The 20,689-nt window shown below is 73.8% G+C and carries 18 protein-coding genes; 14 read left to right on the top strand and 4 right to left on the bottom strand.

The features are described from left to right. The first annotated feature begins 392 nt into the window (after positions 1-392). The 8 genes from ACZ3ZD_RS07865 to ACZ3ZD_RS07830 all read left to right on the top strand — a co-directional run bounded on the left by ACZ3ZD_RS07865 (position 393) and on the right by ACZ3ZD_RS07830 (position 10,529). A complete protein-coding gene (locus tag ACZ3ZD_RS07865; RefSeq protein WP_467394709.1) occupies positions 393-1,793 on the top strand; it encodes a hypothetical protein in 1,401 nt (466 codons plus the stop codon). A gap of 19 nt (positions 1,794-1,812) precedes the next feature. Continuing rightward, the gene (locus tag ACZ3ZD_RS07860; RefSeq protein WP_467394708.1) at positions 1,813-2,595 is read left to right on the top strand and encodes an SDR family NAD(P)-dependent oxidoreductase; all 783 of its coding nucleotides are present in this window, start codon (positions 1,813-1,815) and stop codon (positions 2,593-2,595) included. Continuing rightward, positions 2,592-4,475 (top strand): ABC transporter ATP-binding protein, encoded by a 1,884-nt coding sequence (locus tag ACZ3ZD_RS07855; RefSeq protein WP_467394706.1) that lies wholly within the window; start codon positions 2,592-2,594, stop codon positions 4,473-4,475. Before ACZ3ZD_RS07860 ends, ACZ3ZD_RS07855 begins: the two co-directional genes overlap by 4 nt. Then, on the top strand, positions 4,472-5,686 hold the full coding sequence (locus ACZ3ZD_RS07850; protein WP_467394704.1) for a wax ester/triacylglycerol synthase domain-containing protein: 1,215 nt from the start codon (positions 4,472-4,474) through the stop codon (positions 5,684-5,686). The genes ACZ3ZD_RS07855 and ACZ3ZD_RS07850 overlap by 4 nt, the downstream gene beginning before the upstream one ends. A gap of 739 nt (positions 5,687-6,425) precedes the next feature. Further along, the gene (locus tag ACZ3ZD_RS07845; protein WP_467394702.1) at positions 6,426-7,073 is read left to right on the top strand and encodes a helix-turn-helix transcriptional regulator; all 648 of its coding nucleotides are present in this window, start codon (positions 6,426-6,428) and stop codon (positions 7,071-7,073) included. Between the two features lie 14 nt (positions 7,074-7,087). Then, on the top strand, positions 7,088-8,275 hold the full coding sequence (locus tag ACZ3ZD_RS07840) for an alanine racemase (protein WP_467394700.1): 1,188 nt from the start codon (positions 7,088-7,090) through the stop codon (positions 8,273-8,275). Positions 8,276-8,319: 44 nt separating this feature from the next. Beyond that, positions 8,320-9,303, top strand: a complete 984-nt coding sequence (locus ACZ3ZD_RS07835; protein ID WP_467394698.1) for a threo-3-hydroxy-L-aspartate ammonia-lyase — start codon at positions 8,320-8,322, stop codon at positions 9,301-9,303. Positions 9,304-9,629: 326 nt separating this feature from the next. Beyond that, positions 9,630-10,529, top strand: coding sequence for a hypothetical protein (locus ACZ3ZD_RS07830; RefSeq protein WP_467394696.1), 900 nt, complete (start codon positions 9,630-9,632; stop codon positions 10,527-10,529). A gap of 22 nt (positions 10,530-10,551) precedes the next feature. Here the strand turns inward: ACZ3ZD_RS07830 and ACZ3ZD_RS07825 are convergent, their stop codons facing one another. Beyond that, positions 10,552-12,624 carry a SpoIIE family protein phosphatase gene (locus tag ACZ3ZD_RS07825; RefSeq protein ID WP_467394694.1) on the bottom strand — a complete coding sequence of 691 codons (2,073 nt, stop codon included), beginning with the start codon at positions 12,622-12,624 and terminating at the stop codon, positions 10,552-10,554. 292 nt (positions 12,625-12,916) lie between these two features. Here ACZ3ZD_RS07825 and ACZ3ZD_RS07820 point away from each other — a divergent pair, with 292 nt between their 5' ends. After that, entirely contained in the window at positions 12,917-13,792 is an 876-nt protein-coding gene (locus ACZ3ZD_RS07820) for an endonuclease/exonuclease/phosphatase family protein (protein WP_467394692.1), read from the top strand. 130 nt (positions 13,793-13,922) lie between these two features. After that, positions 13,923-14,495 carry a histidine phosphatase family protein gene (locus tag ACZ3ZD_RS07815; RefSeq protein ID WP_467394690.1) on the top strand — a complete coding sequence of 191 codons (573 nt, stop codon included), beginning with the start codon at positions 13,923-13,925 and terminating at the stop codon, positions 14,493-14,495. Positions 14,496-14,535: 40 nt separating this feature from the next. Here the strand turns inward: ACZ3ZD_RS07815 and ACZ3ZD_RS07810 are convergent, their stop codons facing one another. Continuing rightward, entirely contained in the window at positions 14,536-14,904 is a 369-nt protein-coding gene (locus tag ACZ3ZD_RS07810; RefSeq protein WP_467394688.1) for a hypothetical protein, read from the bottom strand. Between the two features lie 302 nt (positions 14,905-15,206). Here ACZ3ZD_RS07810 and ACZ3ZD_RS07805 point away from each other — a divergent pair, with 302 nt between their 5' ends. Genes ACZ3ZD_RS07805 through ACZ3ZD_RS07790 form a run of 4 tightly spaced genes read left to right on the top strand, consistent with a single transcriptional unit; the run spans position 15,207 to position 18,773 of the window. Continuing rightward, the gene (locus ACZ3ZD_RS07805; protein ID WP_467394686.1) at positions 15,207-15,545 is read left to right on the top strand and encodes an antibiotic biosynthesis monooxygenase family protein; all 339 of its coding nucleotides are present in this window, start codon (positions 15,207-15,209) and stop codon (positions 15,543-15,545) included. After that, the gene (locus ACZ3ZD_RS07800) at positions 15,542-16,429 is read left to right on the top strand and encodes an NAD(P)-dependent oxidoreductase (RefSeq protein WP_467394684.1); all 888 of its coding nucleotides are present in this window, start codon (positions 15,542-15,544) and stop codon (positions 16,427-16,429) included. Before ACZ3ZD_RS07805 ends, ACZ3ZD_RS07800 begins: the two co-directional genes overlap by 4 nt. Beyond that, complete coding sequence (locus ACZ3ZD_RS07795; protein ID WP_467394682.1) at positions 16,426-17,535, top strand: amidohydrolase family protein; 1,110 nt, start codon at positions 16,426-16,428, stop codon at positions 17,533-17,535. Before ACZ3ZD_RS07800 ends, ACZ3ZD_RS07795 begins: the two co-directional genes overlap by 4 nt. Next, positions 17,532-18,773 (top strand): cytochrome P450 family protein, encoded by a 1,242-nt coding sequence (locus ACZ3ZD_RS07790; RefSeq protein WP_467394680.1) that lies wholly within the window; start codon positions 17,532-17,534, stop codon positions 18,771-18,773. Before ACZ3ZD_RS07795 ends, ACZ3ZD_RS07790 begins: the two co-directional genes overlap by 4 nt. An 88-nt stretch (positions 18,774-18,861) precedes the next feature. Here the strand turns inward: ACZ3ZD_RS07790 and ACZ3ZD_RS07785 are convergent, their stop codons facing one another. Further along, positions 18,862-19,887 (bottom strand): DMT family transporter, encoded by a 1,026-nt coding sequence (locus ACZ3ZD_RS07785; protein WP_467394678.1) that lies wholly within the window; start codon positions 19,885-19,887, stop codon positions 18,862-18,864. Then, on the bottom strand, positions 19,884-20,495 hold the full coding sequence (locus ACZ3ZD_RS07780) for a TetR/AcrR family transcriptional regulator (protein WP_467394676.1): 612 nt from the start codon (positions 20,493-20,495) through the stop codon (positions 19,884-19,886). Before ACZ3ZD_RS07780 ends, ACZ3ZD_RS07785 begins: the two co-directional genes overlap by 4 nt. Between the last annotated feature and the right edge of the window lie 194 nt (positions 20,496-20,689).

Raw genomic sequence — 20,689 nt, 5'->3', positions numbered from 1 at the left:
CAGGGGCTCGGCAGCGGGCAGTACGGATGTGGCGCAGCCAGGCGACGACGCGCGGGGCGGCCGTTGCGGATCATAGGAAGCTCTGGTCGTCCGCCCGGAGTTGTGAAAGGGCAGAGCATCCTGCATCGAAGGTGCTGCCCTGCAGGTCCGGCCCGGGTAGGGCCGTGCGGTGCCCCGGCGGCGGGGCTGAGGCGATTCACCAGCACGGGTGACGGAAGGTCATATCGTCGCGTGCGGGCCGGTAGTGTCCGCGCTGCATCCGGTCCGGCCCCTGTGGGCCGTCGGCACCGTAGTCGACGCGCTGCTGCCGCGTCCTGGGCTTCACCGGTGCGCTGGTTCCAGGTGACCGTGCCCGTCAGGGGCGGCGGGCGCCGCTACAGGGAAGGTCTGCCATGAGCGTCTCGCCGCCCGGTACCTCAACGGCCCGCGCCGATCTGACGGCATGCCGGTGGTGGCGGCCGTGCACGGTCCAGGTCGTCGGCGAGCCCGCACCCGGGCAGCAGGCGGTGGCGGCGTTCGCCGAGCGGCTGGTGGCCGCCTTCGAGCACCAAGGGCACACCGTGGTCGACCGCTCCCACGGTGACGTCGATCTGCTGCTGATGCACGCACACGTCCCCGAGGGACCGCAGCCGCTGCAGGTACGCATCCCCGAGCAGTGCCCGCCGCCGAGCGCCACGCTGCGTCAGAGTCACGGCCTGCGTCGCGCCCCGCGCCACCTCGTCGCGCTGGTCGAGATCGCCGAGCGGCTCAGCGTCCTGCCTCACGCGCAGGTGGTGGCCGCCGCCCGTACCGCCATGGCCCGCCTCGGTGCGGCCAAGATTGTGTTCGTCACGCGTGGCAGTGCCCCAGGGCAGGTGACGGAGGTGACCCTCTGCACCATGGAGGGCGGTCATCCCACCGAGCACCGCGCCATCGCCGAGGGCATCCGTGACCGCCTGGTCACCACCGCCTGTGCCCAGGACGTCGCCGAGCACTACGACATCGTCCGCGACGCCCTGCCCGCCGACGCGTGGCAGGCCAGCCCCACGCCCGACGCGCTGGCTCAGGCCGGCCGGAGGATGGGGCAACTGGGTCTGCTGCCCGACCCGGTGCGGCTCACCGACTTCGTCTCAGAGCAGCTAGCAGACATGTACGAGCTGTACATGGGAGTGCGTGGCTACAGCGAGGGAATGCTGTTCGCCTACGACCCCGACCTGGACTGCCTGCTGGTCACCGGCTCCGGCAGCTGGGACGTGGACAAGCGCTCGCTGACCCGCGAGCAGATCGTGGCCGTGGAACCGCGCCTGATCGGCGGCAAGCGCCTGCGTGTGCTGGCCCCCTGCGACACGCTGCCCGTGCAGCCTTCGGTGGAGACCTGGGAGATCTGCGCACTCATGGAGGCCGTTCCCACCGTCCGCGTGAGCCGGACCCCGGCCGGCCAGTGGCAGCTGGACCCGGCCGGCGAGCGCGAGGTGCCTCTGATCCGGGCGGGCATCCACGCCCACGTCGGCGTCACCTCCAGCGACACGGCGGTCATCGAGACGGTGGAGCCGGACCGGGTGGAATTTCCCTACGGCTTCGGCTGCGGCACCGACCTGACCACAGAGGTCGCCCGCACCACCATTGCCCGCTCCGCCGCCGTCCACGACCCGGAAGACGAACGGAAGTACGTGCGCTGGCCGTTGCTCTACCACGGGGAGATGGCCGTCGAGCTGTGGAAGCCAGGCCTGCCATCCACCCCCTTCCAGGGTCTGCTCGACCTGTACGGAACGGGGGTGCGCTACACGCCCGACGACGTCCCCCAGCCGTTGTAGGCCTGTCGAGCCGACCCACATGCCCACCGCTGTCATCACCGGAGCCACCTCCGGCATCGGCCGCGCCTTCGCCGCGCGACTGCACCGCCGCGGATACGACGTAACGCTCGTGGCCCGCACCACCGTTGACCTCCACGAAGTCGCCGCATCCTTGCAGCGCCCCGGCCGGTCGGTGCGGGTTCTGGCCGCCGACCTGGCCGACAGCGCCGGTCGCGACCGCATCGCGGCCGCCCTCACCCAGGACGTGCCCGACCTGCTGGTCAACAACGCGGGTGTCGGCCTGGCAGGCGCCTTCCCTTTCACCGACCCCGCTGCGGAGCGGAACCTGCTGGAGGTGAATGTGATGTCCGTGCTGCACACCACCCAGGCTGTCCTGCCCGACATGCTGCGCCGGGGCAGCGGCGCCGTCGTCAACGTCGCCTCGGTCGCCGGCTGCGGCCCGGCCTGGCTGGCCAGCACCTACCCGGCCAGCAAAGCCTGGGTCCTGGCCTTCACCGAGTCCACCGCCCGCTCCGCTGTGGTCCGCCGCAGCGGGGTCCGCATGATGGCCCTGCTGCCGGGCTACACCCACACCGCCTTCCACGCCCGTGCCCACATGGGCACCGGCCACCTTCCGGCGTGGCTATGGCTAAGTACGGATCAGGTAGTGGACGCCGCCCTGCGCGACCTGGACCGCGGCCGCGCCGTCAGCATCCCCTCGCTGCGCTACCGTGCCGCAGCCTGGGCACTGCGCCATGCTCCCCACCGGGTCAGCGCGGCGCTGGCCTGGGACTTCAGCACCGGTGCGGACACCGTCCCATGAGCCGCCGCCTCCTTCCCGGCCGCCGGTCCGCGCCGCCCCGGACCGAACGGCCGGCAACCCTGTTCCAGCCGGGTCTGTCCCTGCGATACCTGGTGGGCGGCAGCCGCGCCTTGCTGGCCGGGGCCGCCGCGGCGGCCAGCGGCGCAACGATTGCGGGCCTGGCCCTGCCTTGGGCGGTCAAGGCCGCGGTGGCGGCCCTGGCACGGCACCAGCCGGTCACCGGCCCGGTGGCGTGGCTGGCCGCCGCCGCCCTCGGGGCCGCTGCCTGTCAGGCCGGCTGCGGTTGGCTGCTCGCCCGGTTCGAGGAACGTCTCGTTCGCCGCCTGCGCCATCGCGTCGCCGGCCACGTCCTGCGCCTACCACTCCCCGTAGTCCACACCCACGGCGCAGGCGACCTCACCGCCCGGATCACCTCCGACGCCGCCCTGACGGGCACCGTGGTCGCCACCGCCCTGGTCCACCTGCCGGTAGCCGCTATCGGCACCGTGGCCACCCTCGCCGTCATGGCCTGCCTGGATCTACCGCTGACCGCCCTGGCCGCGGGCTCCTTCGCACTCGCCGGGCTGCCCCTTGCCAGCGTGCTGGCCCGCACCCGGCGGGCGGCCACAGCACAGCAGGAGGCACTGGCCCGCCTGGCCCAGCGTCTGACTGCGCAGTTGGCCGTGCTGACTACCCTCAAAGCCCACCGCCGGGAGGCCGCTGCCGCCGAAGCACTCGACCAAGACGCCGCTGATCTCGGTTCCGCCTCAGCCACCGCCGCCCGCCTCCACGCCCTCATCGGTCCTCTGGTGGGGCTGGGACAGCAACTGGCCCTGGTGACCGTCACCTCGGCCGCGGCCTGGCGCATCGCGTCCGGCGCCTTGTCCCCTGCCGCCTTCAGCGCCTTCTTCTTCGCCCTCCTCTACCTCTCCTCCCCTCTCACCGTCACCGCCCTCGGTCTGGGACAGCTGAGGACCGGCCTGGCCGCCCGCTCCCACCTCGAACGCCTGCTCACCCTGGCCCCCGAAGCCGAAGCACCTCTTGCAGGGCGCCCCTGCTCCCCGGCCTGCTGCACGGCCCGCACGGCCGTGACCTTCAGGGACGTCACCTTCGCCCACCCCGGGGCAGCTCCCGCTCTGCGCGACCTCTCCTTCACCGTCCCCGCCCGCGGCCTGACCGCCCTCACCGGACCTTCGGGCGCCGGAAAATCCACCGTCCTCGCCCTCATCGGCCGCTTCGCCCACCCCGGCCAAGGCCAGATCCACGTTCTGGGCGCCGAGATCGGCTCATGGTGGCTGACGGACCTGCGCCGCCGCGTCGCCTACCTGGAGCAGGAGCCCACCGTCCTGGAAGGCACCATCCGGCACAACCTCCAGCCGGGGGCTACCGCCCCGTGGCGCGAGGCGGACCTGTGGCAGGCGTTGGAGACAGTCGGCCTGGGCGAGGCCGTACGCCGACTCCCAGCGAAACTGGACGCACCCTTGGGGCGCGGGCAGGATCTGTCCGGCGGCCAACGGCGCCGCCTGGCCCTGGCCCGTGTCCTGCTCACCGATGCCGACCTGTTCCTGCTGGACGAGCCGACCTCGCAACTGGATCCCGCCAGCGAGCAGCAGGTACTCCGAGCCCTGGCCCGTCTGTCCGCCGGCAGGCCGGTCCTCGTAGCCACCCACCAACCCGCAACGCTCCGCCGGGCATTGCACACCATCACCCTCTCCCCGCCGCCACCCGCCGCCCCCGGCCCACACCCACCCGCACCGGTGCCACCCCACACCCGCGACGAGCGGCACCCGGCCACGGTGCGCGCCGCACCCGCCCCGTCGGCAGGTGCCACCCGGCGGCCTCCCGCGCCTCGCCCCCCTGTGCGCACCCGCCCCTCACCCCCCGAGAAGGACTCCGCATGAGCACCCGCCCGACCCACACCAGCGGCCCCCTGGACCGCATGTTCCTCAAGCACGGAACCGTCGCCGGATTGTTCCTGGACTTCGACGGGCCGGCCCCACACGACCAGCAGTTGGCAGCGCGCGTGCTCGACCGCGCTGCCACGCTGCCCGCCCTGCTCCTACGACGCCCCACCCCCGGCCGGCACCAGTGGCGCCCACACACCCGCCCCCTCCAAGGGGGTGCACACCTGCGTCCGGCTCTCCCACCGGGTCCCGGACAGGACCTGGACGCCACCACCAGCGCGCTCCTGCGCCACCCCCTACCCGCCGACCCCCACCCGCCCTGGGACCTGTGGCTACTACCCGACCCCGCCCACCACCGCTTCCGCATCTGCTACCGAGTCCACCACGCCCTCCACGACGGCGTCGGCGCGGCCCACACCATGCTCACCCTGCTCGCAGACCAGCCGGCCACCGGCCCCTACCCGCAACGCGCCGCCCCGCCCACCCTCCGGGGTGCCCTGCTGGCCGGGCGGGCCTTCCTCCGCGCCCTGCGCCCCCCGCCCTCCTGGGCCGTTCTCCAAGCACCCCCCACCCGCCAGATCCATTGGACCTGCCAGGATGTACGCGAACAGCTCGTACGTGATGCGGCCGAGACCCGCGGCGTCACCGTCAACGACCTGTGCCTGGCCGCGCTCGCCCAGGCCCTGCGTCGCTGGCACGACACCCACCTGGCCCCCGGCCAACCCTGTCCGGACCTGCCCGTCCTGCTGCCGCTGTCGCTGCGTCAGGCTCACGAGCGTCACGCCCCCGGCAACCGGCTGACCGGCCACCCCCTGGCCCTCCCCTGCTCCGCCCCTCATCTCGACCAGGCTGTCGCCCTGGTGCGCCGCCAGACCCACACCATGGCCTCTACCCGCGCCCGCGACGCCACCAGACTCGCCCTACGGCTCCTTCCCCCCCGGTTGGGCGAGTACGCCTGCGGCCTGATCACCGCCAAAAGAGCGGCCCCACTCGTCACCAGCAGCATCGTCCTGCCTGCCCCGATGACCTGCCTGGGCGCCCCCCTGCGCGCTGCGGCGATGTTCGGCGACCTCTATCACCAGCGGCTCGGCTACCTCTCCTTCACCCGTGCCGCCGGTGTCATCCGCTGCGGCCTGCTCCACGACGCCGCCCTGCCGGATGCGGCCGTCATCCCCCGTCTGTGGCAGGCCCAGTTGCCACCATCCTGACGCGCCTGTCGTGAACCCGCAGCGCCGTACGCCTGCACGCGGCTAGCGTTCCGCCGCAACGCCGCTCAGCGCCCCAACCGGGGTGGCGTCGATCCGCGCCCGCGGCGCGGGTGGCGCTGACCGAGCTCGGCCACCGGGGGGCGAACGCAAGCCCTGACCATGGCGGAGTGGAGAAGGGGCAGAGGGACGGAACCTGTGCCGATGTGGCCGTTGCCGGTTGCAATCCCCTTTGTCCATGCCGCCGAGCCCGACGTTGCGCCACAGCCGAAAGCCCGCGGTGACAGCCACTTCACGTCCGAGGTCTTCACATCCGTCGGCGAGGCCGGCGTCACCGGGTTCGCCGGCGCAAGGCAGCGCTGGGACGCTTTCCCGTACAGCAGCTTCAACGCAGCCTGCCCCTTCGCCCACGTGCCGCCATCGACCGGAGCCGGATGCGTCGCCCCTCGTCGACGCCAGTCCTCCCAGCGGGGAACGGGCCGGCCTCCTGCGGGATTGCCCACGTCGCCGACGCAGAACAGCCGCCATCCGAAGGCCACTCGACTCCCTCAGCTGCGACACGAGATGAGGCAACACAGCGTATGTCCACAGAACACAGGTACGTCTTCTGTGCCAGACGGTAGTTGACGGCGGCGAGCCGGTGGGCGCCTTCCCCCCCCCCCCCCGACCGTCGGTTGACGCGTCACACCCCGCTGCTTAGACTTCGAATCCAGAGCTGGACAACAAGTCGACGGAGGATGGCGTGGACGACGCCGGCGCGGGGCGGGACGGCGCGGACGAGCACCTCATCCGGGAGGCCGAGAAGATCGCCGTGGCGCTGGGCCGCATGTTTCCCGGCCTGTGCGAGGTGGTGCTGCACGACCTGCGGGACCCGGACCAGGCGATCCGCGCGATCGAGAACAACCTGTCGGGCCGTCAGGTGGGCGATTCCGCCACCGAGTTGGGGCTGGCCCGGATCGCCGACCCGCAGCACCCGAGCGTCATCCAGAACTACCCGAACCGGTTCCCCGACGGCCGCCCGGCGAAGTCCACGTCCATCGGCATCAAGAACGCCGCCGGGGAGTACGTCGCCGCCCTGTGCCTCAACCTGGACGTGTCCGTTCTCTCCCCGGTGACCCTTGCGTTGGCCAACCTCGTCGCCACGGACACCGAGCACCGCGACCGGCCGCTGGAGACCCTGCGGGACCGCAACGCGCGCGAGCTGCGCCGGGCGGTCGAGGCCCGCGCCGCCGAGCGCGCCGCCACCCCGCGCTCCCTCAGCCGGGAGGACAAGAGGGCGCTCGTACGGCAGTTGCAGCGCGACGGCTACTTCGACTCGCGTGACGCCGCGCAGACCATCGCGGACCTGCTCGGCGTGTCCCGGGCCACGGTCTACAACTACGCGAAGTGAAGGGGCCCTTGCCCATGTCCACCGCCGCCTCCTCCCCCGCCCCCGCCTCCCCCGCCGCCCGGACGCTGGCCGGCCCCGACACCCCGTTCGCCGTGGTCGACGTGCACCGGGCCCGGCGCAACATCGCCCGGCTGCGGGCGAGGGCGGACCGGCTCGGGGTCGCGCTGCGCCCGCACGTGAAGACGGCCAAGAGCCTCGACGCGGCCGCCCTCATGCACGACGGCGGCCCCGGACCCGTCACCGTCTCCACCCTCGCCGAGGCCGAGGCGTTCGCGGCGGCCGGTCACCGCGACCTCACCTACGCCGTCGGCATCGAACCGCACAAACTCCCGCGCGTGGTGGCCCTGGCGCGAGGCGGCGTCACCCTGCGCGTACTGCTGGACAGCACCGAGCAGGCGGCGTTCGTCGCGGCGGCCGCCCGGGAGGCGGGCATCGCCCTCCCCGCGCTGATCGAGATCGACTGCGACGGCCACCGCGGCGGTCTGCGGCCCGACGCCCCGGGCCTCGCGGGGATCGCCCGCGTCCTGCACGACGCGGGCTGCCTGGACGGCGTACTGACCCACGCGGGCGAGTCCTACTTCTGCCACACCGCCGGGGAACGGCGCGAGGCGGCGCGGAACGAACGCGATGCCGCGGTCGCCGCCGCGGAGCGGCTCCGCGCGGCCGGCCTGCCCGTGTCCACGGTCAGCGTGGGCTCCACCCCGACCGCCCACGCGGCCGACGACCTCACCGGGGTCACCGAACTCCGCGCCGGCACCTACGTCTTCTTCGACCTGGTGATGGCCGGCCTCGGCGTGTGCGGCCTGGACGACCTCGCCCTGTCGGTGGTGGTCACCGTCATCGGCCACCGCCCCGAGTACGGCTGGATCGTCACCGACGGCGGCTGGATGGCCATGTCCCGCGACCGCGGCACCGCCGCCCAGCCGCAGGACCAGGGCTACGGCCTGGTCGCCGACCTGGGCGGCACCCTGATCCCGGACCTGGTCATGACCGGCGCCAGCCAGGAACACGGCACCCTCACCGCCCGCAACGGCGCCGACCTGCCCGAACTGCCCATCGGCACCCGGCTGCGCGTCCTGCCCAACCACGCCTGCGCCACCGCCGCCCAGCACCACGGCTACCACGTCATCGACGGCACGCACGGCACGGCGGCGTCCGCGCCGGCGGTCGAGGCGTACTGGCCGCGCGTCACCGGCTGGTGACCCCCTCCCGCCCCTCCCCCGCCCAGGACACAGCGAGGATTCCCATGGCCGCCGCCCCCCTGCCCGTTTCGTTCGCCGACGTCCGCGAGGCCGCCGCCCGCCTCGACGGCGTCGCCCACCGCACCCCGGTCCTCACCTCCCGCACCCTGAACTCCCTTGTCGGAGCGGAGGTGTTCATCAAGGCCGAGAACTTCCAGCGTATCGGGGCCTTCAAGTTCCGCGGCGCCTACAACGCCGCCGCCCAACTCCCCCCGGACCAGCTCGCGAAGGGCATCGCGGCCTACTCCTCCGGCAACCACGCCCAGGCCACCGCGCTCGCCGCCCGTGAACTGGGGACCACCGCCGTCATCCTGATGCCCGAGGACGCCCCGCGCTCCAAGCGGGAGGCGACCGCCGGGTACGGGGCGGAGATCGTCACCTACGACCGCTACACCCAGGACCGCACCGCGCTCGGCCACGCCCTGGCCGAGGACCGCGGCCTGGCGCTCATCCCGCCCTACGACCATCCCCACGTCATCGCCGGCCAGGGCACCACGGCCCTGGAACTCCTGGAGGAGACCGGCCCGTTGGACGCGCTGCTGGTGCCGGTGGGCGGCGGCGGGCTCATCGCCGGCAGCGCCACCGCGGCGACGGCACTGCACCCCGGGATCCGTGTCATCGGCGTAGAACCGGAGGCGGGTGACGACACCAAGCGGTCCCTGGAGGCCGGGGCGCGGGTCACCGTCCCGGTGCCCCACACCATCGCAGACGGCCAGGCCCTGGACACGCCCGGCGCACTCACCTTCCCCGTCAACCAGCGCCTGGTGGACTCCATCGCCCTCGTCAGCGACGACGAGATCGTCACCGCGATGCGGTTCGCCTTCGAACGGCTGAAGATCGTCCTGGAGCCCAGCGGGGCCACGCCCCTGGCCGCCCTGCTGGCCGGACGCGTCGACAACCCGCCGCGACGGATCGGGCTCATCGCGTCCGGCGGCAACATCGACGTCGACCGCTTCACCGCCCTCACCCAGCGCCCGGGCCGAGGGTGACGCGGGGGTAGTCCCCACCTCGCCGCGGTGCGCCAGGATCGCGGCCCGCTTCGCCCTCACCGGTCGGGGACGTCATCGTCCTCCGGGTCGTCGTCGCCCCCTCACCCGCACGGTCGAACGGCCCGGAGATCGTCCCCGGGCCGGTGACAGCGCCGGGGACCGGGCGCCGGCACCGTTCGCGTCGCGGGCGGTCACGCTCCCGGCGGGTGATCTTGGCGTGGGTCCCGCAGGATGATCGCGGGCGCCCGGCCCGGAGTACGGCCGGCCGGGCGGTCGTACTCGCGCGCGGCCGAACGCCGCCCGATCCCCGCAGGGAGCAGCCCCCCATGGCGATGACGCAGACCTTGATACCGGCGCTCGAGGATGCCCAGCATGCCCATGCCGCAGCGCGCGACCGACTGCGGGCGGACGCGGAGGCCGCACCGCCCGGCCCGCACCAGCGGATGCTGCGACGCCAGGCCGACGACATGCAGGACCGGCTGCACAGCCTCGAACTCCATCTCCGGGGCCTTCGGCCCCGGGGCCTGCTCGGCGGTGTGACCGACATGGCGCGGTTCGCCGCCCGCACCACGGTGCGGACGGCCGCGCTCCCGCTGGCCCTCGGGCAGAAGGCGGTGACGGGTGTGATGGGCGGCCGGGGGCCGGCCGACGAGCGGCAGCTGCTGCGGAACACCGAGGACGAGTACGCCGCCGCGGCCCGGGCCCTCGCCACCACCCAGGCCGGCGAGGTCCTCGCCGACCAGGCCGAGGACCGCGTCACCCTCGACCTGTTCGTGGAGCTGCGCCACCACGACCGGGAGCTGCTGGACCAGCTGGAGGACAGCCTCGCCCGGCAGGCCCGGGCCGTGGCCGCCGCGGGCGACGGCTTCCGCGTGGAGCAGACGGCGGGCGGCGGCCTCGCCCACCGGGCCACCCGCCCGCTGCTCGCCGTCGCCGACCGGCTGCGCCACGCGGCCCGCCCCCCGCAGCACGCCGGGGAGGCCGAGCGGCCGGCGGGAGCGAAGCGTGAGGTGACCGCCGCGGCCGAGCAGGTGCAGGGAGCGGTGAGCAGCGAGGAGAGCCTGCCCATCGTCGGCTTCAGCCAGCTCAGCGTGGAGGACATCGAGCGGCGCCTGCCCACGCTGTCCGAGTCCGACCTCCAGGTCCTCCAGGGCTACGAGCGCACCCACGCCCAGCGCAGGGGTGTGCTGGAGGCCATCGAGCGGCTCAGCTCCCACCCGTACTGAGCGCTGCCGCGGCCGGGGCCGGTCAGCCCTCGGCGCGGGCCACGAGCAGGGCGACGTCGTCGTCGCCGCCGGGTGGCCGGAGTGTTTCCAGCACCCGGTCGCACGTCTTGCCCAGGTCCTGGGCGGCCGTCGCGGTGAGGGCGTCCAGGAGGGTGCCGAGGCGGGCGTCGATCGGGTCGCTGCGGGTCTCGACCAGGCCGTCGGTGTAGAGGGCGAGCTGGTCACCGGGGCGGAAGGGGAACACCGTCGTCTCGAACGCCGTACCGCCGACTCCCAGCGGCACGCCGGAGGGCAGGTCCAGCAGCTCCGCGGGCCGGCCGGAACGCAGCAGGACCGGGGGCAGATGGCCGGCGAGGCTGATACGGCACTCCCCGCGCTCGGGGTCGTAGCGGCAGTAGGCGCAGGTGGCGATGGTGTGCTCGACGTCCTCGGTGAGGCGGTCCAGGTGCCGGAGAACCTCCGCCGGGTCGAGGTCGAGCCCGGCGAAGGCGCGGGTGGCGCTGCGCAGCTGTCCCATGCTGGCGGCGGCGTTGATACCGCTGCCCATCACGTCGCCGACGACCAGGGCGGTCTTGTCGCCGGGCAGGCGCATGGCGTCGAACCAGTCACCGCCGATCTCGCTGACGGCCCCGGCCGGCAGGTAGCGGCAGGCGATCGCCAGGCCGGGCAGGTGGGACGGCAGCTGCGGCAGCAGTCGGCGCTGCAGGGTGAGGGCGGTGTTGCGCGCGCTCTGGTACCAGCGGGCGTTGTCGACGCAGGTCGCGGCCCGGCCGGCCAGCTCGCAGGCGAGGAGCGTGTCGTCCTCGTCGAAGGAGGCGGCCGTGCCGGTGCGGACGAGGCTGAGGGCTCCCAGTATCTCGCCGCGGGCCAGCAGCGGCACCGCGAGGTAGGAGTGCACCCCCGCCTGCTTCAGGAGTGCGGCGGCCTCGTCGGTGCGGGCGATGCGCCGTAGGTCCTCGCCGGTGGTCTCGGCCACCAGGACGGGCCGGCGGGTGCGCACACACCGGGTGAGCAGCCGGTCGCTCTCGTAGCGGGCCAGTTCGCCGGGCGGGTCGGCGATGTCGGCGGCCTCGGTGGCCCGTGCGGCGGCGACGGCGGTGACGCGGAAGCGGGCGGGGCCGGCGGCGGACGGGGTGCGCCCGCGCAGGAGGCTTTCGAGCACGTGCACGGAGGCGACGTCGGCCAGGTCCGGTACGACGACTCCGGCCAGCTCGTGTGCCGTCTGCTCCACGTCGAGGGTCGTACCGATGGAGGCGGAGGCGGACGCGATGAGGGCCAGCCGGTTGCGGGCCTGGGTCGCCGAGATGGTGGCCTCGTGGCGCTCCGTGATGTCGATGACGGACGTGGCCACGCCGAGTACCCGGCCGGCCGCGTCCTCCAGCCGGTGGTACGACACGGACCAGGCGTGATCGCGCTCCGGGTCGGAGGCGGGGCGGCCGACGACGTACCGGTCGGTGACCGGTTCCCCGGTCTCCAGGACCCGGCGCAGCCGGCTCTCGATGGCCTCGCCGTCCAGGAAGGCCAGGATGTCGCGGACCCGCCGGCCGCGGTGGTCGGCGGCGGACACGCCGTGGATCCGTTCCAGCGCCGGGTTGACGGTCAGGTAGCGCAGGTCGGTGTCGAGGATGGCCAGACCGATCGGGGACTGGGTGACCAGGCGTGCCGACAGGGCGACGCCCCGCTCGACCTGGGCCAGGATCGACTGGTCCACGGCCAGGCCCAGGGCGTAGGTGTCGCCGAGGTCGTCGACCAGGCGCATGTTGCGGAACTCGACCAGCCGGGTGCTGCCGTTCTTGTGCCGGACCGGAAAGGCACCGGCCCAGTCGGTGCCGGACTCCATGACCTCGGCGAAGAGCGCGACCACCTCGTCGCGGTGCTCCTCGTGGATGAGCAGGTGCGCCGCGAACCGGCCCAGCGCCTCCTCGGCGGTGTACCCGAACAGGTCGACCGCCTGCGGGCTCCAGAACACCACGTGCCCGCTCGCGTCCAGCACCACCGCGGCCACGCTCAGCAGGTCGAGCAGGCCGGTGGGCGAGGAGCCGGCACCCGCGAGGGGGCGGCCCCTGCCGGGTCGCGAGGTGTCCGTACTGCCCATGCCGCGTGCTCCTCTCCCGGTCGGTGGGAGCGCGTGCCGCGCCGGCGGCCTGTGGCCGCCTTCTTCCTACCTTCTACATAGTCACCGCGTTCGAGGCGACGTGCCTCGCGGCGACGGTACGGGGCCTCGATGCGACGTGCCTCGCGGCGACGGTACGGGGCCGCTTGGCCGTGCCCCTTGCCGGGCATGATGCCGGACGGCCCGGCCGCCGTGACGGCCGCCTTCACCCACGGGGCGGCCCGGCGCCCGGTCCCGGACAGCAGCGCCGCACCCGGATCACCTGGAGGACGCAGTGGACCGCAGGCCCCGACGCCCCGTTCGCCGTGCACCGGCCGCCGCCGCTCTCGCCGCCGTGCTCGCCGTCACCGCCGCTGTCGGCGTGGCGGCACCGAGCGCCGCCGCGGCGGAGCCCGGCCGCGTGCCGTTACGCGTGGCCACCTACAACATCCATGCTGGAGCCGGCCAGGACGACGTCTTCGACCTCGGCCGCACGGCAGCGGCGATCCGGGACCTGGACGCCGACGTGGTGGGCCTGCAGGAGGTCGACGTGCACTGGGGTGCCCGGAGCGACTTCGCCGACGAGGCCCGGGCGTTGGCAGGCCGACTGCGCATGCGGGTGTTCTTCGCGCCGGTCTATGACCTCCCTCCGGCCGCCCCGGGCGGCGACCGACGGCAGTTCGGTGTCGCGGTGCTGAGCCGTCTTCCGGTGCGCGGCGCCTGGAACCACGAGATCACCCGGCTGTCCACCCAGACGCCCGACCCGGTGCCGGCCCCCGCGCCGGGCTTCGCGGAGGTGGTGGTCGGGGTGCGGGGGGTCCCCGTGCACGTGTACGCGACGCACCTGGACTACCGTACGGACCCCTCGGTCCGGCGGGCCCAGGTCGACGACATGCTGAGGGTCCTGGCCGAGGACCGCGGCCCGAAGGTCCTCCTCGGCGACTTCAACGCCGAGCCGGACGCGCCCGAACTGGCCAGGCTGTGGGGGCCGTTGGCCGATGCCGCCCCGGGTGGCGGCAAGACCTGTCCGGCGGTCGACCCGGTGAGGCGGATCGACCTCGTGGCCGTCTCCCCGGAGGTGACCGTCACCGGCGCGTACGAGTCCCGGGCGACGGCCTCCGACCACCGCCCGGTGGTCGCCGGCCTGCTGCTGCGCGGCCGGCGTTCCTGACGCGGATGCTATGTTCGCGAGGGCGCGGCAGGCGGTGAGCGGTTCGGACGACAGGATGCGCGCCGGCGTCCGTAGGCGTCCCGCCCGGTCGGGTCGCGCGCCTCGGACACCAGTGAACAGGAGCGACCGTGTGACCAGCCGAGTCCTTCTCGTCTCGCCCGCCATGAGCGCGTCGCTGCGGCAGGCACGCTTCGACGACGACGGCTCTCTCGACAACGCGGGTGCGGCGCAGGCCCGTTCGGCGGCCGGGTCGCTGCCGTCCGCGGCGCGGGTGCTGGTCTCCCCCGGCACACGCTGTCGTGAGACGGCCGCGGCGCTGGGCCTGGACGGCGTGCCGGCGGCGGACCTGGCCGGTCTCGATGTGGGCCGCTGGCGGGGCCGCACCCTTCAGGAGGTGGGGGCCGCCGAGCCCGAGGCGGTGGGCCGCTGGCTCACCGATCCCGCCTGCGCGCCCCATGGCGGCGAGTCGGTCCGGGAGCTGTGCGGGCGGATCGCGCGCTGGCTGGCCGACGCCCAGTCCGTGGAGGGCCGTACGCTCGCCGTGGTCGAACCGGAGGTGGTGCGGGCCGCGGTCGTGGAGGCGCTGAACCTGCCCGCCGCGCTGTTCTGGCGTCTCGACGTGCCACCGCTCACCGTGACCGAACTCAGCGGCCGGTCCGGGCGCTGGAACCTACGGCTGGGCCGCCCGCCGGGGGCGACCTAGGTCCTTTCTTTCGACGCCGACAAGATCCGAAAGAGAGGGCCTAGCGCCGGCGCGGTGGGGTGAAGGCGTACAGGTCGAGGATGTCCGGCCGGGGAGCCACGCCGGGGCCGCCGGCGCGTACCCAGGTGACGATGTCCTCGGTCGCGTCCGGGTCGTTGACGAGCCCCAGCCAGACCGGTCGGGCGCCGGCGGCCCGGCCGGCGGCGGAGGGCTGTACGACGATGACGTTGGCCTGCTCGCACACGTCGAGGCAGTCGGATATGCGCACGGGCACCTCCGCCCGCAGCCGCGCGGTCTGCGCCGCGTGATCGCCCGTCACCTTGGGCGTGCCGCAGCAGCAGTCCCGGCACACGACGACCCGGCTCGGCACCGCTCCGCCCGCTGTCTGTTCCGTCGGCCCCTCGGGCATACCGCGCCGCTCCCCTCGGACCGCCGTCGCCTTGTGTCGCCGGTCATCATGTCATCCCAGGTGGCGGCCCGTCACCCGACCGCCGAACGGGGGCGCTGGCGCCCGGTGCGGCCCCCGCGGACCCCTGCGCGGCTCGTGGCGCGGGACCACGCGCCTCATACCTATAAGTCACCCGATATGAGTAATAACGGATTGTGCATCCCTTGTCCCCACTGGGTCGTCCCCCGTTCGGAGTTGCAGCCGTACGAGGGACATGAGTCCGTTGGTGTCGTGACCGTCCGGCTCTCACATCAGGAGGAGACATGGGCGCCAACGACAACGGCCGATCGGCCGACAAGCTGAGCGTGGTTTTCGCGGTCCGCGTGATCGAGGGCGGCGAACAGGGATTCCTGGATCTGTACGAGCAGCTCCGGAAGTCCGTGTCCAGCACCCCCGGACACATCATCGAGCGACTCGGCGAACCCGTCGACGACTCCCGCCAGTGGGTGATCACCAGCGAGTGGCGGACCGCCGAGGACTTCTTCGCCTGGCAGCAGAGCGCGGAGCACCAGGAGTTGGTGGCCCCGCTGCGCCAGTTCGTCGACCAGAGGCAGTCGATGCGGTTCCGTGTGGTCAAGGAGACCAAGGGGGTGTCGTCATGAAGCCCCCCGTGCGCGGCCCCGTCGCCGTCCTCGGTCTCGGCACGATGGGCGCCGGCCTGGCCGGTCGCCTCCTCGACCAGGGGGTACAGGTCCGCGTCTGGAACCGTACTCCGGAGCGCACCGCCCCGCTCGCCGAGGCGGGTGCCTACGCCGCCGCCAACCCGGCCGACGCCGTGGCGGGTACGAGCGCCGTCCTGTGTGTCGTGGCCGACGGCCAGGCCCTCGGCTCGGTGCTGCACGGACCGGGCGGTGTGCTGGCCGAGGGCCCGTACCCCGGCGTGCTGATCTGCGCCAGCACCGTCGCGCCCGACGAGGTCGTGCAGATCGCCGGGGAGGTCCCGGCCGTCCTGGACGTCGGCATGCTCGGCAACCGCGACCACGCCCGGGACGGAGAACTGCGGCTGTTCGCGGGCGGCGAGCAGCGGGCGTTCGAGACCGCCCGTCCGCTGCTGGAGGCGCTCGGCAAGGAAGTGGTCCATCTGGGCGCACTCGGGTCCGGCATGCGGATGAAACTGCTCCTCAACCTGCTGATGGGCATAGAGGTCCAGGCCCTGGCGGAGGCCACCGAGCTGGCGCAGGCCTGTGGCCTCGACCGGCAGCTGGTCCTCAAGACCATCGCGGGCAGCGGCTTCGCCTCGCCCGTCATGGCGTTCAAGTCGCGGCGCCTGGCCTCCGGGCGCTTCGAGGAGCCGGACTTCCGGCTGCGGTTGATGGCGAAAGACCTCATGCTCGCTTCCAAGCAGGCAGCAGCAGTCGGCCTGAGCCTGCCGCTGGCGACCGCCGCGGCGGAGACCCACGCCCGCGCCACCGAGCAGGGGCTGGGCGACCAGGACTGTGCCGCGGTCACCCGCGCACTCGCACCGAAACCGGAAACCGACACGTGATCATCGACATCCACGGGCACCTGTCCCCACCGGAAGCGGCGAAGCGCTTCCCCATGCCCCCGAGTCTGACCGACGTCGACGGCATGCTCGCCGCTCGCGCCGAGGCCGGCATCGACCTGACCATCATCGGCAGCCCCGTCGGGGCCGGCGCGATGGCGCGGGTGCCGGGCGTGGACAACTACGCGCAACCACGCGACCGGCTGCGCGCTTTCCACGCCTGGATGTCGGGGCTGATCCGGACGTTCCCGGATCAGCTGCGCGGGTACGTCTTCGCCAACCCGTTCGGCGACGACGACCACCTCGAAGGGGTGCGGGAGACGCTGGCGGACCCCGCCTTCGTCGGCCTGATCACCACGTCCAGCGTCCACGGCGAGCTGCTCGGCTCGCCGCGGGCCGACTCCTTCTTCGCGCTGGCCGCGGAGGCGGGGGTGCCGGTGCTGGTGCACGCGCCGGCCGAACCGGTCGGCACCGAGCGGGTCGAGGGGATCGGCTTCGTGGAGCAGATCGGCCGGTTCGGGGACGTCACCCTGGGCATGGCGATGATCGCGTTCGCGGGGTGGCTGGACAAGTACCCCGGTCTGCGGCTGATCGGCGCCACCGGCGGCGGCGCGATGGCGCTGCTGCCGGAGCGCCTGCAGACGGCGGCGCGCCCCCGGCACTGGGCCGGGGGCGCGCCTGCCGCCGGCCGGCCCGGGGCGGCCTCCGCTCCGGGCCGGTCGGCGGCAGGCGGCCCGGAGGCACCCCACCCGGGGGCGGAGCAGCAGGCCCCGCGGCAGGTCGCGCCTCGGCAGGCCCCGGCCCCGGGGCCGGCGGCCGGCGGGCCCGGGGCCGGTGAGCCCGCGGTGCTGCAACCCTCGGCCGACCCGGCCGCGGCGCTGCGGCGCATGTACGTCGACACCAGCCCGTTCAGTGCGGCGCACCTGAGCCTGAACGCCGAAGTGCTGGGCCCCGAACGGATGTTGTTCGGCACCGACTCACCGCCGATGGCCGCGCCGCTGGAGGACTTCATCCACCTGATCGAGAAGCTGCCGGTCGACGCGGCCGCCCAGCAGCTCATCCTCGGCGGCAACGCCCAAGCCCTCTTCGACCTCAGGAGCCGTCCGTGACCACCACGCAAGAGGCCGTCACCGCAGCCGAGCGGTGCACCCCGGAGTTCCGGCGCGACCCGCACGCGGTCTACGCCCATCTGCGCACGGCGGCACCGGTCTGCCCCATGCGGCCGCCGCACGGCAACGACACGTACCTGATCACCCGGTACGACGACGCGCGGGCCGCCCTGTCCGATCCGCGGCTGAGCAAGGACATGTACGGGGCCATGGAAGCCTACCGGAGGATCTTCGGTGACTCGTCCGTCGCGCTGGACGACAACATGCTCAACTCCGACGCGCCGAAGCACACCAGGCTGCGCCGGCTGGTCAACTCGGCGTTCACCCCTCGGCGCGTGGAGGCGTTGCGGCCGCGGATCGAGGAGATCGTCCAGGACCTGCTCGACGCGTGCCCCACCCGGGAACGCTTCGACCTGCTGCCCGAGTTCGCCTTCCCGCTGCCGATCATCGTGATCTGCGATCTGCTCGGTGTGCCGCCGGAGGACCGCGCGCGGATGCAGCATCTGTCCACCACGGTGGCGCAGACCGGCTTCGGCGAGGAGGCCAAGCGGGCCCAGCAGCAGGCCGAGGAGGGTCTGCACACGTACTTCTCGGAGCTCATCACCGCCAAGCGGTCCCGTCCGGGCGACGATCTGCTGAGCGCGCTCATCGCGGTCCGGGACAACGACGACGGGCTCACCGAGAGCGAGTTGGTCTCCACGGCGTTCCTGCTGATGTTCGCCGGTCACAAGACGACCGCGTACCTCATCGGCAATGCCGTCCACCATCTGCTGTCGCATCCCGAGCAGTTGCGCGCCGTACGGGAGAACCCGGAGCTGATCCGCGCGGCGGTGGAGGAACTGGTGCGCTACGACGGCTCGGTGGAGAGCGCCACGTTCCGCTACGCGACCGAGGACGTGGAGTACGGCGGGACCCTGATCCCCAAGGGCGCGCTGGTCCAGATCGCCATCAGCTCGGCCAACCGCGATCCGCAGAAGTTCGACCGCCCCGACGAGCTGGACGTGAGGCGACCGGGCAACGCGCAGGACGCCCATCTCGGTTTCGGGCACGGCGGCCACTACTGCCTGGGTGCCCCGCTGGCCCGGATGGAGACGCAGCTGGCGCTCACCCGGCTGTTCGACCGGTTCCCCCGGATGGCGCTGGCCGACCCCGCCGCCGGACCCCGGTGGCTGGAGGTCCCGTTCCCGGCCTTCCGCGGCCTCGCCGAGCTGCCGGTCGTCCTCGACCCCGCGGGCTGACCGACCGCGCCCCTCGGCCCGGTACGGCTCGGGGCGTCCACGGCCGGTGTCTTCGGACGGCGTCCGGGTCCGTCTGCGGCGGGTGTCCTCAGACGGCGTCCGCGTCCGAGGCCGGCGGCAGCGCCCCGGCCGAGTCGGGGGGCGGCGCGACGGCCCTGCCTTCCGGCGGCGGCTGCCGATGCTGACGGCGGCGGGTGGCCGGGGTGGGGGTGGTGAGGACCGCGAGGCAGGTGATGACGAGGGCGATGCCGGTCCAGCCGGCGGCCGGCAGGCGTTCGCCGACGACCAGGACGGCGAGGACGGCCGCGACGGCCGGTTCCAGCAGGGACAGGGTGGTGGCCGTGCTGGCGGGCACGCACGCGAGACCCCGGCCGAAGAGGACGTACCCGGCGAACATGGGGACCAGCGCCATGTAGGCGCCGACGGCCGCGTTGGACCAGGAGCCGGCGAGCGGCGCGCCGGTGGCCAGGAGGACGGGCAGCAGGAGCAGTCCGCCGAGGCCGAAGACGGCGCCCATCGCCGCACGCGAGGGGATCCCGCCGCTGATGAGCCGGTGCGCGGCCCAGGAGTACAGGGCGTAGGTCGCGGCGGCGACCAGGCCGAGGCTCACGCCGAGGAGTGTGCCGGCCACGGACGCCGGCCCCGTGCCGTCGGCGGCGTGGGCCGCTTCGGCGACGCACAGCAGGGCGGTGCCCACCAGGCCGAGTGCGGCCGCGGCCGTCCAGCGGCGGGTGAGCCGGCGGTGGTCCACGACGCGTTCGACCAGGGCCGAGGCGAGCGGAGCGGTCCCTAGCGACACCACGGTGCCCACGGCGACTCCGGCCAGCCGCATGGAGCTGTAGAACGCCAGGGGGTAGACGGCCACCGAGACGGCGCCGAGCAGTACCGTGCCGCGCCGCTCGCGCAGGCGGGGCGCGTGCCGGCCGAGCTGTGCGGCGGCGGCGAGGGCCTGGAGCAGTCCGCCCAGGCCCATGGCGACGGCACCGATGGCCAACGGGCCCACCTGGGGGGCGAAGGTGGCGGCCGTACCCGTGGTCCCCCACAGGACGGAGGCGGCCAGGACGCACAGGGCGCCGATCCCCGCGGACCGGCTGGGGCCGGCGGGCCGCTTCACAGGCGGTCCAGCAGGCCGGCCGCCAACACGCGGGCCCGCCGGAGGCGGTCGCCGTCGCCCTCCAGCCCGGCGCGGGCCGTCGCGCCCTCCAGGAGGAAGGCCAGGTGCTCGGCCGTCGCGCGAGCCTCGTCGGGACGCTCCGGCATCAGCTCCTCCAGGTGGCCGGCGATCAGCCGCTCGACCTCCTCCTTGTGGGCGCGTACCACCGCCCGGCCCTCGTCCCCGGCGGGAAGCTCGGCGGCGGCGTTGAGCAGGCCGCAGCCGCGGAAGCCGTGCTCGTAGGCGAACCCCGCGTGGTCGGCGTATGCGTCGAAGACGGCGAGGACGCCGTCGCGCGGGCCCTGGGCCCGCTCCAGCCGCGCCCGGTACAGGCCGAGCCACTCCTCGTGCCGGGCGTCGAGGTAGGCCCTGACCAGGTCGGCCTTGCAGGCGAAGTTGTTGTAGAGGCTCATCTTCGCCACGCCGGCCTCCGCGGTGATCGCGTCGATGCCGGTCGCCGCCACGCCGTCGGCGTAGAAACGGCGGGCGGCGGCCGCCAGCAGCCGCTCCCGGGCCGGCCGCCGCCGGCCGCTGTCCCCGCTGCTCACACCGGTCTCCCTCGTCGCCATGGAATTAGGTAGGTAGGTCTACCCAGTGTAGGGGATGGCCCGACCGAGGGCGCACGGTGGTGGTCTGTCCGCGCCCATGGGCCGCCGGGCCGTTCCGGTACGCCGTGCTGACACGGCTGAACGCCTGGTTCCCGCGGCCCGCACCGGGTGATAGACACAGCGGGGTCACAGTTCCTGTCCGCCAGCAGGAAGGT

Source organism: Streptomyces sp. NPDC023481, from assembly GCF_055560195.1.
The sequence above is the reverse complement of the archived record's forward strand: the minus strand, read 5'-3'. Positions and strand labels throughout refer to the sequence as shown.